This is a genomic window from Virgibacillus halodenitrificans JCM 12304 (genome assembly GCF_001310895.1).
Taxonomy (GTDB): domain Bacteria; phylum Bacillota; class Bacilli; order Bacillales; family Amphibacillaceae; genus Virgibacillus_Q; species Virgibacillus_Q halodenitrificans.
The window spans coordinates 244,531-259,901 of sequence record NZ_BAZS01000001.1 but is presented as its reverse complement, the minus strand read 5'-3'; the positions used below and the strand labels follow the sequence as shown (position 1 = coordinate 259,901).

The window sequence follows — 15,371 nt, the reverse complement described above, 5'->3', positions numbered from 1 at the left end:
GAGTTGTAAGTAATGACAATTAGAAATGTTAGCATCATTGCAATTCAAGAAAAATTTTCAAATACAATCACCAAGCAGCTTAAAGAAATAATTGGAGACAAGGTGAACATTCATTCCGTAACTGTAAAAGATATACAGCGTCAAACAATCGCAAAAGGGGATGTTGTTGTTCTTTCAAACAACCTGATTAAAGGACTTGTGAATGAATTAATACCTGAGGAATGTCCAATCGTTGTTGCAAAGCGTGACATCAATTATGTGAATACGAAAGAATTATTGAACCTGCCCCCAGGCCAAGAGATTTTGGTTGTAAATGATAATAAGACAAACGCAGATGAAACGGTTCAGTCACTAAGCGAGACCGTATTTGAACACAATTATCAAGCTTATTCACCAACCGAAGCCATGCCAAAAACAATCGACTATATCGTGACCCCTGGAGAAGGACATCTTCTGCCAAAAGAATTATCAAATGTCATTGATATAGGTTCCAGATTATTGGATTTTAACACTGTGGAAGAGATAATCCATCTGCTGGAGATTGATACGGCGAAGTCACAAATAGTAAGGCGCTATTTTAAAGCATGTGTTTCTTTATCGAGTAAAAATAATGATGTAACAGCAACAGATAGAACGAAAAACAATAGAAATGTCGCCAATTATTCTTTCCAAGATATCATTAATACGAGCGACAGTATGAGAGAAACTGTTGAACTGGCAAAGGATTATGCTAAAAACAGTCATATAAAATACATTCATATTGAAGGTGCGCCTGGTACAGGAAAAAACATGCTTGCCCAGGCAATCCATAATCTTTCTGATCGATCAGAGCTTCCTTTCGTTTCTATTCATTGCAATTCAAAAAATTTAAGCGAAATGGAAGAAGCTCTTTTCGGATCAAAAAATAGTAGCGACTCCCTTGGAGCTTTTGAGTCTGATGAAAATGGAACGATCTGTATAGAAGATATTGAAGAACTGCCTTTAGCAATGCAAAAAAGACTGTTTCAAGAACTTAATGACAGGCAATTTAAAGCTAGAGTGATAACAACAAGCTCCAAAGATTGCAAAGAATTGGTTAAAAAGCACTTATTTTATGATGAACTTTTCCATTTGTTGAATGAAAACTATTTAAAAGTTCCCAATTTATCTGAGAGAAAAGAAGACCTTTTGCCTTTAATTAATAACATTAAGCAACGAATACAGAAAGATGAAATTACCTTTAAAGATGAAGTATTGGAATTTTTCATGAAATATCCTTGGGACAATAATGTGAAGGAACTATATGATGTAATCACCTATTTATCTTTATTGGAAGAGAGCCCTATAGGAATGAAATTTCTACCTTTTTACCTGCGTTCAAAGGTAGATGAACAGAAATTCATAGATATCGATAAAAATAAGATGATTATTTCTAAAATAGAAGAACATGGATTCCTTGGTGAGAGTATCGAAATTTTAAAGGCCTTCTATGAAGGAAAAAAAGAGTATGTTTCTTTTGGCAGATATGCTTTAAAAAAACATCTGGAGAAAAAAGGACATACCCTTTCCGAGCAACAATTACGGGCAAGATTAGAAGTGCTTCAAAATTTGGGTTTAACGATTGTACGTCAAGGAAGAGCCGGTACAACCATTTCCCGGTCAGGTGAAGAATTTATCGAAGACTATTTAAAATCGCATGAAAGTACGAAAGGTGGAAAATAAATGATGAAGTTTTTAAGGTCTAACTTATTAATTACAATTGGTCTTTTGCTATTTGCGTTTCTCTCCGCTTGCTCAAGTGGAAATAGCGAAAGCGCAGCAAACGAAGATAGTACAGACAAGAATGGTGACCCGAAGCAAGAATTAAGTTTGCTTAGCAAGGATACAATTCCTACGATGGATCCTCATATGGGAACAGACGTAATTTCATTTCAATTCATCGGAGAAAGCAGAGAAGGCTTGTACCGACTTGGCGACAACCTTGATTTAAAACCCGGAATAGCAAAAGATCATCAAGTCAGTGAAGACGGATTAACATGGACCTTTAATCTTCGTGAGGATGCAAAATGGTCAAATGGAGATTCTGTCACAGCACACGATTTCGTCTATGCATGGCAACGTGCTGTCAATCCGGAGACAGGTTCAGAGTATGGCCCATACATGATGGGTGGCGTAATTAAAAACGCTACAGCAATAAATAAAGGTGAAAAAGATATGGAGGATTTAGGGGTAAAAGCTGATGGAGATTTCACATTAGTTATTACACTTGAAAAGCCTACCCCGTATTTTGAATCATTAACAACTCGAAGTACATTTATGCCATTAAATCAAAAGTTTGTTGAAGAACAGGGCGACAAATTCGCAACAAGCGCCGACACATTATTGTCCAATGGACCATTTCTATTAAAAGATTGGGAAAGCACATCAAGCTCCTGGAACTTAGTAAAAAACCCGGATTACTGGGATGAAGAGTCAGTAAAGCTTGAGAAACTAAGCTTCGATGTAGTAAAAGATCCACAGACAAGTGTTGATCTATATGAAAGCGGCAAAGTGGACCGCACAGATTTAAATTCCGATCTGGTTGACCAGTTTAGCGCACAGGATGACTTTGTCGTTACACCTGAAACAGCTCTCTTTTACTTAAAATTAAATCAAACTAAATCAGAGGCACTTGCCAATAATAATATTCGCAAAGCATTAAGTATGGCAATAGACAAGTCCTCTCTAGTTAACGAATTGCTGAATGATGGATCTATCGTTTCCAATGGCTTTGCTCCCCAGAATTTCGCCAAACACCCTGAAACCGAAGAAGGATTCCGCGAAATCAATGGAGATTTAATCACGTATGATGTAGAAGCAGCAAAAGAGTTATGGAATAAAGGCCTTAAAGAGATTGGCAAGGAGAAGGTAGAGCTTGAAATTTTAAGCAGTGACACCGAAATCTCAAAAACATTAGGTGAATATCTCGCTAACCAATTGAGCAATAATTTGCCAGGTTTATCTGTCAAATTAAAACAGGTACCTTTTGAACAACGTCTGGATTTAGATACGAATATGGATTATCAAATAGAGATTGCAGGCTGGGGACCTTCATACCTCGACCTATACACATGGATGGATCTATGGTTAACGGACGGCGGGAATAACAAAACAGGTTATTCCAATAAAGAATATGACAAGCTGGTTAAAAGCACAGTAGATGAACTAGCCCTTGATCCAGTAAAACGCTTCGAAGCGTTCTTGGAAGCAGAAAAAATATTGGCAGAAGATGTGCCAGTTGTACCACTATACCAAAGCGGCCGCTCCCAATTAATTGCTCCTAAAATTGAAGGAGTGATTAGCAGACCATTTGGCCCTAAGTATGAATATAAGTGGGCGGAGGTTGTTGCGGGGGAATAGGAAAGTAGAGAAGGAACTAGGTTTTGTCTAGTTCCTTTTTTATGGATTTTGTGAGAAGAATGAGTAGGGAAAATGTAGGATGGCTATGAGGTCAGGCATAAGCTGTTCTCAAGAAATAAAAAAACAGGAGGAAGCTTAGCTACAGAAAAATGCTTGGCAAAGTCATAGACTATAACTATAGTAACCCCACTCTTTCCAAAGCTTAGCAAAATCACTCAACAAAATATTACATAGGTCGAGGAGTGACTGGCACTTAAAACTATTGAAGTTTTAGTGGGAGACGTTAATAGTTAAAGTATTTTCTCTCGTATTAGATTTAGATCTAGGCTATAATAAACCATAAGAACGTACATTCTCTATATTAGGAGGCCTATATGTGTAAAGTTAATACTTACTTATCCCGACTAACTGGTAAGTTATTAGGAGACGGATGTATTACAAAACAACAAGACAGAAAGCCAAGATTCCAATTTATACACCGAAAAGAGGATCTGCAATGGAGCAATTATTGTTATGAGTCTTTAAGAAATTTTATTTCTCTCAATCCACCTAAATATAAAAAGACTATTGATCCACGGCTCAAAATGGGCATGTCAGAATCCTATATTGTACAGTCAAAAACAAGTACAGCAATCACTAGCCTGGAAAGGTCATGGTATGTAAATAGAAAAAAACGGCTACCATTTGATTTTATTACTTGTTACCTGGATGCGGAAGCTTTGGCATGGTGGTATCAGGATGATGGACACCTAAAAAAATGCCAGAATATGCCTCAGAAGATTATCCTCTCAACAGACAGCTTTTCTAAGGAAGAAAATGCATTCTTGCAACACATTCTTCAGGTGAAATTCAATTTATCTTTTAAGCTTGACGGACAAAATCGGTTAATTTTATATGACCAAGTACAAATGAACTATTTTTTAAGGTTAGTTGAACCATATATGCAACCATGTATGAAAAGAAAAACACTTAATGGTAATTCACCATCAGAAGAACCAATCTACCCTAGAAGAACTACAATCTATTTGCCTGAACATATACTTCTCGTGAAACCTACACATGAAATTAATCACTCGCTTCGTTATACAAATAAAATCATTTCACAACTGGAGAGCCGGGATTCGTATTTGCAATTTTATCAAGCAAATATAAAACATCTGAAACAGCTAAAGGAACTCAGGGGATATCAAATAGTTATTAGTGGTGAGAATGGAAGGAATCTGCAGTTGATTAAACAACTTATTGGTTGGAATCAGAGTCAGGTTGCATATTGGTGTTTTGAAAATGGATGATGCTAGTGCAGTTTTTTAAAGACGAACAGCTAAGCAGGAAGATGCGACGGGGGCCTCTCTGCGGTAGCTAATGTAAGAAAGACACAGCCCTAAAATATCCTTTTTTCTTCATGGAAACGTATTCTCCATCACCCAGCACTATATGGACAAGAACATCAATGCAAATGATTTTGCCTGCTTCTACTAATCCTTTAGTTTTTTTCCACGTCCTCCTGCTTTCAGCACTTTTGCCGCTAGGATGTGAGTGCCTACAAGGATTGATGTCGAGTTGCTCAAAATGACGGGCTTGAAGCATTCCATTGTATTTACTATGCTTGATGTGGCAGATGTCAATGGCTGGTAGTTCCGTTCGCCCTTCTGTATAATCACTCTGGCCAATATAACTTCTATTCTTTTTTAAATCTTTCATTTCAGCTCACCCCTCATTTGCTTTTTCAACATTTTCCTTTTACTGATTATCATACAAAAGAGACTCTAGAATATGAACTAGAGTCTCCTGTATAAAGTCTAATATTAACGAAGTAGTTGTAATACTCCTTGTGGTTGTTGATTGGCTTGCTTTGCCGCTATGCCTTTCGGTCACAGAATAGACTATATCTTCATCCATGTTTTAATGGAGCTGGGCACTTCGAACAGCTTTTGCTGCCCTACGAGATTCATAGCCATAGCTTGCGCCTTAGACCGTATTCTCTAGTCGTTGGACCTTCTCCAGAGTTTCCTCACAGGAGCTTGGCTGCTGATTATCCATTGTTTCATCTCCATCATTTTCACACCTTCACGCTGACCGTTACCAGTTACGTTGTAGTTGATGAAGCTTTAGGAAGTTCCAGCAATTCACCCAGTTATACTCTAGCTCATTACTAAGCTAGACGCCCTTCTTATCAACTATCTCAAGAGTTGTAATACTCCTTGAGGCATTTGATTGGATTGAGCCAACATTGCTTGTGCTGCTTGAGAAAGAATAGAATTCTTCGTTTGGTTCATCATTTCTTTCGCCATCGTGCGAACATTTACTTTCATAAATGACTAGACTATATCTTCACCCTCATAATTTTCTAGTAGGGGTCGGGCACTTCGGATTCACAATGCTGATGATACATTGCTTCACCTATGGATTTCATCATCTTGAGCTTAGCTTTTAGATGGTTTATCCTAGTCGTTGAACCTTCTCCACTCTTTCGAGACAGGAGCTTGGCTGCTGATTGCCCATATCTTTTCTTTTTTTCAAACCCTCACGCTTGTCGTTTCCAACTACGTTGTGGTAAAAAAAGCTCTAAGGGGTTTCCAGCAATTCACCCGATAATTATCTCTAGCCGTTACCAGCTAGGACGACTGTGCTTGTTACTGCTTTTAAGCAGCTAAAGCATAATCTACGTCACGGATACGAGATTCCGCAGCAGTTAGGTTTTCAGAAGATGTGTTTAAGTTATTAATAGTGTGGTCTAAACGGTTTTGCGTAGCTCCAAGTTTAGAGCGTTCAGCAGATACTTTATCGATTGCTGATTGAATTGTTGTTACTGTAGCTGCTGCGTCATCATGTGTTAGAACGCTAAGAGCTTGTTCAGCAGGTGCACTACTTGTACCATTAGTTACAGCCAATTTAGCATCAGCTGATGCATTTGTAGTTGAAAGACCTAAAGCAACTGCTCTCATATCACTAATATCAAGAGTAAGGCTTTGGTTTTCATTTGCACCAATTTGGAAGTTTAATGCTGCTCCATCAGCTTTTCCTTCTGTAATTGCTACTTCAGCATCAGTAACACCTGTTGCACCAGAAAGATTGGCTGTTAACGCATCGTCAGCACCGTTAGTTTTTGAAGTAATAATGATTTCATTTCCAGTTCCAGAAACATCATATTTAGCATTTAAATCTGCATCACCAGTGATTGCAGCTTTAACCGCTGTAACAGTATCAGTTACATTAGTACCAAAGGAAACATCCTTACCTAATACTGAGACTGTTCCTGCTGTCATCCCTGTTAAGTCAAATGAAACTTCCGCTGCATTACCAGTAGTTCCAACATTTTTTTCACCATTCAACAATTTTTGAGTGTTGAACTCAGTAGTGTTACCGATACGGTTAATTTCAGAAGTCATTTGGTTAATTTCTTTTTGAATTTCTTCACGGTCAGATGTCGTGTTTGTATCGTTACCAGCTTGTACAGCTAATTCACGCATACGTTGAAGGATGTCATGTGTCTCGTTTAATGCACCTTCAGCAGTTTGTATTAGTGAAATACCGTCTTGAGCATTTTTAGAAGACATATCTAACCCACGAATTTGCCCACGCATTTTTTCAGAAATTGCTAGACCTGCCGCGTCATCTCCGGCTTTGTTAATACGTAGTCCTGAAGATAACTTCTCCATTGAACTTGATTGAGCATTTGAAGCACTATTCAACTGACGATATGTGTTCAATGCTGCGATATTGTGATTAATTCTCATTTTTCCTTACCTCCATGTTTTGTTTTTTAACAAGTCACATCCATTTGACCTGTTATATATAATAGCTCCATTAATTGGAGTTACTACCGTTGGGAAACTCCCCACGAACAGTTAGGGAATTTTCGTGGTTCATGATACATATCTGGGTAAAGTTCCCGAGCTTGTCTTCTCTCTTCACCACACCCATCTCACTTCCTTAAGCATCTATAATATAGACCTTTTCACCAGGCTTCCACCAAGTGTAAGTCCCCTTCTTGATGCTTACATTACTTATATCGGACGACCTATAAGTTATGTTTAGTAATTTAACAAAAAAATTCTAGAAATAATTTAATTCTTTTTTGTAACTTCAATTAAGTAGTTTTTCCACTCAAAAACACACAATACGTAACCAATACAACCGTAAATAACCAAACAATCACTCATTCCGTGTGTTTACCCTTTTCCTCACACATTTTGTGGTATTTTTTAGGCGTGCAGGAAGAGGTGTTTGTTATGAAGGGACTTGGGCAGCGGTTGGAGAATCTTCGTGAGCGTTCTGATTATAAGCAAAAGGAAATTAGTGCGTTATTAGGCTTCACTACCAATGTATACGGAATGTATGAAAGGGAAGAGAGAGCCCCTTCCTTAGATACGCTCGTGGAGCTTGCTGACTTCTTTCATGTATCGGTCGATTATCTCCTTCGCGGGATGGAATATTCATCAGAAGAGCTTCCGACTGACATATTGGATCTCAAGCGCCTATTAAAAATCTACAGAAAAAATGGCATAAAAAATCCAAGTATATTACGTGTAGAAGATTTTACTTCCCTATCCGCAAGTGACTTGGCCTTTTTGGATAATATCATTAAATTGTACCTCGAAAAGGATAACGACCAGAAAAAATAACCAGGGACGTTTACCATCCATACGTCCTTCGCATTAACCTCACATCTCCGCCCCAATCAAGTACTGCATTCCTCCCCCTCATCACCTACCTATCATGCAACTACCCACAAAGGAGCACCCCCATGAACAAACCATTCACATTTGAACAGATCTACCAGCAAAACAAGCGTCGTATCCATTACCAGATTCACCGATTGAACATTGATGATCCACATCAGGAATTTTTTCAGGAGGGACTTACCGCCATGTGGCACGCTTATGAAAAATATGACCCTGATAAAGGACCGATGGCAACCTACTTCAATTACACGATTCGTAAACGCCTTTTGGATGAAATTCGTAAGCAAAAACGTAATCAAACACTTCCAATTCCCCCACTCCTCCATGAGCCCCATACTCCCTGCCCCTCGTCATCAGTTACCGATCTTCTACTCGACAATCACCAATTATGTAACCAACTAAAAAGCCACTTAACTGAAAAACAATGGAAATGGCTGTACTATGCCATTCTAAAGGACATGCCCTATAAGGACATAGCTATACAGGAAAACACCACAACGGACGCTGTGAAAAGTTGGGGGAGACAAGCTCGGAAAAAGCTGTTTACTCCTGCTATTTATCAATTATTAAAAGAGATATAATTCACCTTTCCGGGAAGATTCACCCCTTCCCGGTTTACCAATCAACTAATTTGAAGAGGAGTTTTTATGATGAACTATATGAAAGAAATCAATGCCTTCCATACTCAGAATATGTTTGACCCGCTATCAGGCTCTGCCGTTGCCCTATGGTCTGTGCTCATGCATGTAAATAATTTATGTGGGTGGAAAAAGGAATTCACCGTTGCCGCAACACAGTTGCAGGCCATGGCAGGGTTAAAGTCCACCACCTTTAAAGCAGCCAGAAAAGAACTACAGGAAAAAGGCCGAATTATTGTAACAAGCCGTGGAGCAAATCGTGCTGCGATGTATCAAATGATTTCCCAGAAGATGGACTATGCACAGGAGGAAATAAACGAATCAGAAGAAGCCATACATAAAACCAAACACATTCCGGCGTGTACACCAACTTACAATGAAGCAAATCAACCACCCAGCACAGAGGCAAGAACGCACACTTCACAAGAAAATCCCCCACCGAAGAAAGCCCCCACCAGCCTAGCCGACTTTACTAACAGCCACATTGCCGACCAATGTAGCAACCACATCACTGACCACCCGACCGTCCTCACGAATGACCACACTCCCGCCCCATTCTTTAAACAAGATAATAGAAAACAAAAACAGGACAACACAACTACTAATATAGGCGCGATCCATTTCTATCAGCAAAACTTCGGCGTGCCCAGTCCATTTATTATGGAAGACATCCTGTGTTGGACGAAAGATGTCAGCGAGCCGCTTGTGTTGCATGCGATGAAACTGGCATTGGAGCAGGATAAAACAACCTGGCGTTACGTCAAAGGAATATTGCAAGCATGGTCAAAGAAAAACATTACCACAGTGGATGGAGCTATAATTGAGGAGCAAGCATATCGAAACAAGCAACACGCTTTTTTGACTACCAGAATGCAACCCACCACAGAGGTGATTCCTGACTGGTTCAAGAAACAAAAGCAACAGGAAGCAAAGCGAAAAGCAGAAACGAGAGCTGCAACTCCAAAAAAAGACCCCGCTGAAGAACAGCGGGAACTGGAAGCATTGCTGGCGAAGTATGCTGGGAGTGTAACGTAGGGATGTAAGCTAAAAATAAATTGCAAATATGGGAGAAAACGTTTTTTTATGTTGTCAGGATTATCCATTTCTTATGTGTGCCCAACCGATATAGAGTCTCAAAGGCATACAAAAGCATTCTTCATAGTAACGCCTGAGACACCAAATTCACTAGAAAAAGAAAGAAACGGGAAGGTAGCTAAGCTAGGAAAGGGGGTGACTAGCACCCCACACTATTATTCATCTTTTTCATCTATTGGTTCTTGTAAACTTTTTAATCTTGAAATTATTTCCTCTATAAAAATAAAAAATACAGTCCTCGTTTTTTCAAATGCCAATAAATCATCACTTTGAGCAAACTTAGATAAATAAAAAATATAGTCTGCGTTAGAGTCACGAGTGTCTATTTGCTCTTCCAGTATTAACATGATCTCTACACCTTTACTCTTTGTAGATAGAAATAAATTTTCAAAAGATGAGAATTTCCCTGTTACTGAAAAAACGATAAGCAGAGTTTCTTCATCTGCTAGTCTTTGAGCATAATCTTCATTTTGAGTCACAAATACATTTTTATCTGTTAAAGTGGTGAGCTTGTAAGCAAAATACTCCCCACTTATATAAGAAGGTCCTAAGCCAAATATAATTATTTTATTAAATTTCTTAAATACACTCACAAAGTTATCAACAACTGTTGCATCAAAATTCTCTAAAAAGTGCAACAACCTTTCAATTTCACTTGATTTTTTTCGTATTTTTATTTCGGACTGCTGCCCGCTAAAATATAATTTGTACTGTTTAAAGTTCTCAAACCCAAGTTTTCGAACAAATTTTGAAACCTTAGAGGGAGAGACATTACACAGTTCTGCACCCTCGACAATATTTAATTTTTCCTTTTGGGCAACAGTTTCAGTCAATATAGCGTGCATTTTTTTCTCCAAATCCGTTAAATTATCTAGGCTCAATTTTAACATTTATTTTCCCTTATCCTTTTATGTTTTTTCAGACATCTTTTATAGAAAGAATAACACATCCTATATCAAATTTAAATAATTCATATATGGCACATTTATCGCGGATTACTTTCTGGTTTGATCAAAGTAAACTTCTCATCAATAGTAGGTAGCTAAACTAAAAAAGACAATCAACACTCAACTAATTATTAGCTAAGAACTGATTGTCTGCTAAACTGAGTTTATACATTATTACTGGGAAATGACGTCACTAGTTTGAGAAACTGCTTTATTTTTTTTGACAATACTACCAAAAACCACCGTTAGGATAATAGCAATAACTCCTGCTGCTGCACTAAATATGAAGTAAGCATTGTATCCCCCCGTATCTCCAAATGAAGTCATTAATCCACTTACAACCAGAGGCAATACAATATCCGGTAGATATCCTATAAATGATACTAAACCAATTGAAAGTCCAAGTACTTCTTCATCTATCTCACAATCACCCAATAACGACCAATATAATCCTCGAATAGAGTATACCGATAATCCAATTAAAATAACCAATCCGTTAAAGTAAATATGCGGCAGCCCCGCTGGTAGTACAGCAATAACAATTAATACAATTGTAGCAAGCACCAAAGAAATGGCAAGAATAAGGCTTTTACCAAATTTATCTCCTAAATAGCCACCGGCAATTCCACCGATAGGTCGCATCCACAACATCGCTACAGTAATAGTTCCAACTGTAGAAGCGGTTACACCAATATTAGTTTGCAAGAACCCCCCTACGTAATAAACAGTCCATGCAACAATATAAGACATGAATATTATACCGCCAAGCAATAATACAAATTTATTGGTAAATACCTTTTTAAAAGCATTTAAGCTGACTTGTGACTTTTTCTTATCCAGCGCCTGTTCTTTCATCTCTATTTTTTCCGTGGCAGGATCATCAACTTTTACAAATAGCATGATTAATATTGAAACTAAAATTAATACACCAGAATACATATAAATCACCGACACCAGCGCATCTTGCTTATCGGCCACAGCATTACTTGCCCCTAGTACTGCAGAGAATATTGCTACAGCAATACTGGCAAGGACCGCTTCTATCACGCCCTTACCACCGTCCAAAATACCGAAAAATCTTCCTTCTTCTTCTTTCTTTGAAATTAATTTAACCAACTTCAAATGTGCCGACCAAAACGTTAAAACGGAAAATATACCCCAAATGATAAAAATGACGATGATGAATGGATAGCTTGGTACCTGCGCAAACCAAATTCCCGCCAAACCAACTGCAAGAAGCGAAATTGATAACAACTTCTTCGCCGAGAATCGGTCAGCCATCCACCCACTTGGAAAATACCCAATTACATACGCAATACCCAAAGCGGATAAAATAAGATTTAAGTCAGAAAGACTAAGTCCATATACTTCCAAAATGGTCTCCTGGTAATTTGTCCTTAAATAAATGAGTGGAAATATAGCACCACCTGCTAAAACAATGAGCGAAAATTGAAAGTACCGTTTTAGATTATTTGATTGCACAAACATCACCCTCTTCTTATTGGAATATAGGATAAGAAAGCTTTAAGATCTTATCCGTGTGTGTCCTTACATGTTTCACAACTGTATTATTCACCTCTTTATAAAAAGCGTGGTTAGTTTCATCTGGCTCAAAAGTAACATCAGTTTTTACCATTCGATCAATGGCCTCTGAGAAATCTTCGTAAATATTCAGGTGATTACATACACTAATAGCAGCACCTAAACACGCACTGCTACTTCCCTTACGCCTGAGCACTGGTAACCCGAATACATCTGACAAAATTTGCATTAAAACATCACTTTTGGATCCACCACCGGTCACCACGATGTGCTTTATTTCCGTATTAACTTCATATAACATATCATCAATATTATTTTTAATATTAAATGCGATTGCCTCTAAGATGGATCGGTAAATATGATACCTCGTGTGCCTATTATCAAAGCCAATCATGAGACCTTTTCGATAAGGCGTACTAGGACTGGCTAACCAATCCAAGATTGTTATTAGGCCCTCACTACCTACAGGAACTTCTTCTGCTTTCCTATTTAAAAATTCTTCCTCTGAAAGCTCTAAACTGGATGCATTCGTCACTAATTCTTCCCCAATCAGTTTCTTAAACCAACTGACTGTCCACATCCCCCGTCTGATCCCGGAGGATTCATACACATATTTAAAAGGGATTGCTGCAAGAGTCGGGAAAAATTTGTCAGCGTTTTCAAAGTAATCATCTCTTATAATCATAGAGGAAATTAATGTACCCAAAGAAATCATGCTTGAATGTTTGTCTTTAATACCGGAACCTAATACTTCAACAGCTTTATCATTTGAGGTAGCAACTACTGGAATACCTTCCTTCAGCCCAAGCTGTTGGGCAAGCTCGCTACGAATGGCACCTAACTTTTCACCAGGTTTTACTAGGTTAAAAAGCATTTCCCTTCTCAATCCATTCGCTTCCATAACGGTATCATCTTTCGACCAGTCTAACGTTTCCCAATCTAATGGCCAATTTACTTCATAGTTTCCAGCTGTGTCTGTAAATTCCCCAGTCATTCTAAAACCTAAATAACCAGAGGTTGTAGTTACATACTTTACTTGATCGTCTTCGTGTTTATAAGGTTTAGACAATCTAGTATCCATCCAACTAATTACCGGATAGGCCAGATGTCCATCTTGTTTAAGTAAAACGCGGCAACAACGAATAGTACACAATCCAATTCCTTCTATTGCTTGTCGATTACCTTTAAAATTACTTAGACAATCTTCCACCGCATTATATACACTTACCCATAAGTCATCATCTGGGTGAACAACCACTCCAGGTTCGGGAGTTAACGGATCTCGCAATGGACATGAACCAAAAGCAACTTCATTGCCTTCTATGTCAAATAGAACTACTTTTGTACTTTGAGAGCCATTGTCAATTCCCATAACATACCTTTCATATTTCATAAATATCATGCCTTTCGCTTTTCTATTGGAAATAATATCCCCCTTGGTGAAAATGGATTTCAAGTTGAAGCTTGTCATTATGCAGTAAACCAAGGAGGACTTTTAAAAAAAGATGCCACTATCTTGCAAATAGAATAGATAAAGATAGCTATTTTACAGATGATCTTTCGTATTTAAATATAGAACAAGTCTAGATCGTTTACTCTTTTTTTATGGTCTGATATATTTTTTAATTTCAACTTCTTTCGGGAAGATTGTTCCATGATTCATAATACCATTTGGATCAAAGGCTTCTTTTAATTTTTCTAGCATATAATAAGCAGAGCCATGCTCCTCTTTCGTCCACTCTGAACGATATTTTCCAATACCATGGTGATGACACATGGATCCACCCAATTTCAGAGTTTCTTCAATGATAATTTCATGAATTGGATGATGATAAATTAGCATTTCATCTTCTGGAGCACAATCAATCTTATAGTTATATACAAAGTACATATTTGTACCGTTGAGATAGCTATGTGAAGAATGCCCTCCCAACATTGTTAAATCATCCACTCTCTCAAACTCATTTTTAATCCGATACATTACATTGTTATAAATTTTAATTATATTCTCCCAATCAGCAGAAACTTCTGTGGTAAAACCATCATGAGAATTGCTATCAACCATATCTTTTATTTCTTCGTCAATTCTGCTCTGTTCCCAATTTAAATTATTAAACCATGTTTCTATTAATTCAGGATCCACTTTTTCTACTACATGTGAATGAAACTTTTCAACAGCTTGATTAATAGCTTCGTTTGTTGCCTTTACAATTCCTTCAGGTCCTTCTGCCATAAAGATTAAGACACATTTATTCTTATAAAAATGACTGAAATGTTGTCTTGCATCTTCCTCTGAATACAACCGAGCAACAGACGGTCTAAATCCGTTTATAATTACTTCTCTTAACATTTCCAACCCAGATTCCATATCTTCAACCAAGTATCCATGAAATGTGTTATTTTCTGGATAAAACTTAAATATTTTTACAGTTACTTCTGTGATATAACATAAAGATCCTTCGTTACCGATTGCAATGTGGCGAATATCAGGGCCACCCGACCTCCTAGGGACATTTTTAATTTTAGAAATCCCTCCCTCTGGAAACACACATTCTAAACCGACAACCATATCTTCAATCGCTCCGTACAATGTAGAAAATTGTCCAATACTTCTTGTAGCTACCAAACCGCCCATTTGCGCTACTGGTTTAGATTGTGGAGAGTGGCCAGTAGTATATCCTAATTTACGTAACTCATCTTCTAAGGTTTGTAATTTAACACCTGATTGTACGGTTGCTTGCATATTGTATGTGTCAATCTTAAGAACCTTATCCATTTTAGAACCATCTACTACAATTGTTGTGTCTTTCCAATTTTCAAGACCGCCCTCTGTAGCTGTTTTACCGCTTCGAGGAATAACATTAATATCATTTTCGTTACAAAAAGTTAAAAGTGATTTCACTTCCTCTGTCGAATATGGATAAACAATGGCAATTGGTGCGGGAACGTCCAAGACATTTTTTGCCTTCGCGTATTTCTTATAACGGTCCGCAGATGCATCATATAATAGGTTTTCGTCTGTTACTATTTGATCCTCTGAAATAATTTTTTTAAGTTCATTAATTGTTTGTGCGCTCATTAAATTA

General features: G+C 37.8%; 12 protein-coding genes and 1 pseudogene. 6 read left to right on the top strand and 7 right to left on the bottom strand.

Features of this window, described 5'->3' with window-relative positions; translation table 11 throughout:
* Positions 1-12: 12 nt before the first annotated feature.
* The 3 genes from JCM12304_RS01085 (at position 13) to JCM12304_RS01075 (ending at position 4,670) form a co-directional block, all read left to right on the top strand.
* A complete protein-coding gene (locus tag JCM12304_RS01085; protein ID WP_060678290.1) occupies positions 13-1,701 on the top strand; it encodes a sigma 54-interacting transcriptional regulator in 1,689 nt (562 codons plus the stop codon).
* Positions 1,702-3,378 carry a peptide ABC transporter substrate-binding protein gene (locus JCM12304_RS01080; protein ID WP_082387946.1) on the top strand — a complete coding sequence of 559 codons (1,677 nt, stop codon included), beginning with the start codon at positions 1,702-1,704 and terminating at the stop codon, positions 3,376-3,378. It begins immediately after the preceding gene.
* 374 nt (positions 3,379-3,752) lie between these two features.
* The gene (locus JCM12304_RS01075; protein WP_060678289.1) at positions 3,753-4,670 is read left to right on the top strand and encodes a hypothetical protein; all 918 of its coding nucleotides are present in this window, start codon (positions 3,753-3,755) and stop codon (positions 4,668-4,670) included.
* A 67-nt stretch (positions 4,671-4,737) separates the two neighbouring features.
* On the opposite strand, the gene JCM12304_RS01070 is transcribed toward JCM12304_RS01075, so the two are convergent.
* From JCM12304_RS01070 to JCM12304_RS01060, 3 genes and pseudogenes are all read right to left on the bottom strand, one after another.
* Positions 4,738-5,079 carry a JAB domain-containing protein gene (locus tag JCM12304_RS01070; protein ID WP_060678288.1) on the bottom strand — a complete coding sequence of 114 codons (342 nt, stop codon included), beginning with the start codon at positions 5,077-5,079 and terminating at the stop codon, positions 4,738-4,740.
* Positions 5,080-5,555: 476 nt separating this feature from the next.
* Positions 5,556-5,669: pseudogene (locus JCM12304_RS01065) on the bottom strand (flagellin); the annotation flags it as partial.
* A 351-nt stretch (positions 5,670-6,020) separates the two neighbouring features.
* Entirely contained in the window at positions 6,021-7,115 is a 1,095-nt protein-coding gene (locus JCM12304_RS01060; RefSeq protein ID WP_060678287.1) for a flagellin N-terminal helical domain-containing protein, read from the bottom strand.
* Between the two features lie 495 nt (positions 7,116-7,610).
* On the opposite strand from JCM12304_RS01060, the gene JCM12304_RS01055 reads away from it, so the two are divergent.
* From JCM12304_RS01055 to JCM12304_RS01045, 3 genes are all read left to right on the top strand, one after another.
* A complete protein-coding gene (locus JCM12304_RS01055) occupies positions 7,611-8,003 on the top strand; it encodes a helix-turn-helix domain-containing protein (protein ID WP_060678286.1) in 393 nt (130 codons plus the stop codon).
* A 122-nt stretch (positions 8,004-8,125) separates the two neighbouring features.
* A complete protein-coding gene (locus JCM12304_RS01050) occupies positions 8,126-8,644 on the top strand; it encodes a sigma-70 family RNA polymerase sigma factor (protein WP_060678285.1) in 519 nt (172 codons plus the stop codon).
* Between the two features lie 69 nt (positions 8,645-8,713).
* The gene (locus JCM12304_RS01045; protein ID WP_060678284.1) at positions 8,714-9,736 is read left to right on the top strand and encodes a DnaD domain-containing protein; all 1,023 of its coding nucleotides are present in this window, start codon (positions 8,714-8,716) and stop codon (positions 9,734-9,736) included.
* A gap of 215 nt (positions 9,737-9,951) precedes the next feature.
* Here JCM12304_RS01045 and JCM12304_RS01040 read toward each other — a convergent pair whose 3' ends face one another.
* The 4 genes from JCM12304_RS01040 to JCM12304_RS01025 form a co-directional block, all read right to left on the bottom strand.
* Positions 9,952-10,686 (bottom strand): MurR/RpiR family transcriptional regulator, encoded by a 735-nt coding sequence (locus tag JCM12304_RS01040; RefSeq protein WP_060678283.1) that lies wholly within the window; start codon positions 10,684-10,686, stop codon positions 9,952-9,954.
* Positions 10,687-10,917: 231 nt separating this feature from the next.
* Positions 10,918-12,225 carry an MFS transporter gene (locus tag JCM12304_RS01035; protein WP_060678282.1) on the bottom strand — a complete coding sequence of 436 codons (1,308 nt, stop codon included), beginning with the start codon at positions 12,223-12,225 and terminating at the stop codon, positions 10,918-10,920.
* A 16-nt stretch (positions 12,226-12,241) separates the two neighbouring features.
* Positions 12,242-13,756 carry an FGGY-family carbohydrate kinase gene (locus JCM12304_RS01030; protein ID WP_256200742.1) on the bottom strand — a complete coding sequence of 505 codons (1,515 nt, stop codon included), beginning with the start codon at positions 13,754-13,756 and terminating at the stop codon, positions 12,242-12,244.
* 132 nt (positions 13,757-13,888) lie between these two features.
* Complete coding sequence (locus tag JCM12304_RS01025; RefSeq protein ID WP_060678281.1) at positions 13,889-15,364, bottom strand: FAD-binding oxidoreductase; 1,476 nt, start codon at positions 15,362-15,364, stop codon at positions 13,889-13,891.
* Positions 15,365-15,371 lie beyond the last annotated feature (7 nt).

Bases quoted from the DNA above. Each gene is read 5' to 3' on its own strand.
- JCM12304_RS01060 (WP_060678287.1), bottom strand. From the start codon at position 7,115: ATGAGAATTAATCACAATATCGCAGCATTGAACACATATCGTCAGTTG.
- JCM12304_RS01075 (WP_060678289.1), top strand. From the start codon at position 3,753: ATGTGTAAAGTTAATACTTACTTATCCCGACTAACTGGTAAGTTATTA.
- JCM12304_RS01040 (WP_060678283.1), bottom strand. From the start codon at position 10,686: ATGTTAAAATTGAGCCTAGATAATTTAACGGATTTGGAGAAAAAAATG.
- JCM12304_RS01070 (WP_060678288.1), bottom strand. From the start codon at position 5,079: ATGAAAGATTTAAAAAAGAATAGAAGTTATATTGGCCAGAGTGATTAT.
- JCM12304_RS01030 (WP_256200742.1), bottom strand. From the start codon at position 13,756: ATGACAAGCTTCAACTTGAAATCCATTTTCACCAAGGGGGATATTATT.
- JCM12304_RS01085 (WP_060678290.1), top strand. From the start codon at position 13: ATGACAATTAGAAATGTTAGCATCATTGCAATTCAAGAAAAATTTTCA.
- JCM12304_RS01050 (WP_060678285.1), top strand. From the start codon at position 8,126: ATGAACAAACCATTCACATTTGAACAGATCTACCAGCAAAACAAGCGT.
- JCM12304_RS01080 (WP_082387946.1), top strand. From the start codon at position 1,702: ATGATGAAGTTTTTAAGGTCTAACTTATTAATTACAATTGGTCTTTTG.
- JCM12304_RS01045 (WP_060678284.1), top strand. From the start codon at position 8,714: ATGAACTATATGAAAGAAATCAATGCCTTCCATACTCAGAATATGTTT.
- JCM12304_RS01055 (WP_060678286.1), top strand. From the start codon at position 7,611: ATGAAGGGACTTGGGCAGCGGTTGGAGAATCTTCGTGAGCGTTCTGAT.
- JCM12304_RS01025 (WP_060678281.1), bottom strand. From the start codon at position 15,364: ATGAGCGCACAAACAATTAATGAACTTAAAAAAATTATTTCAGAGGAT.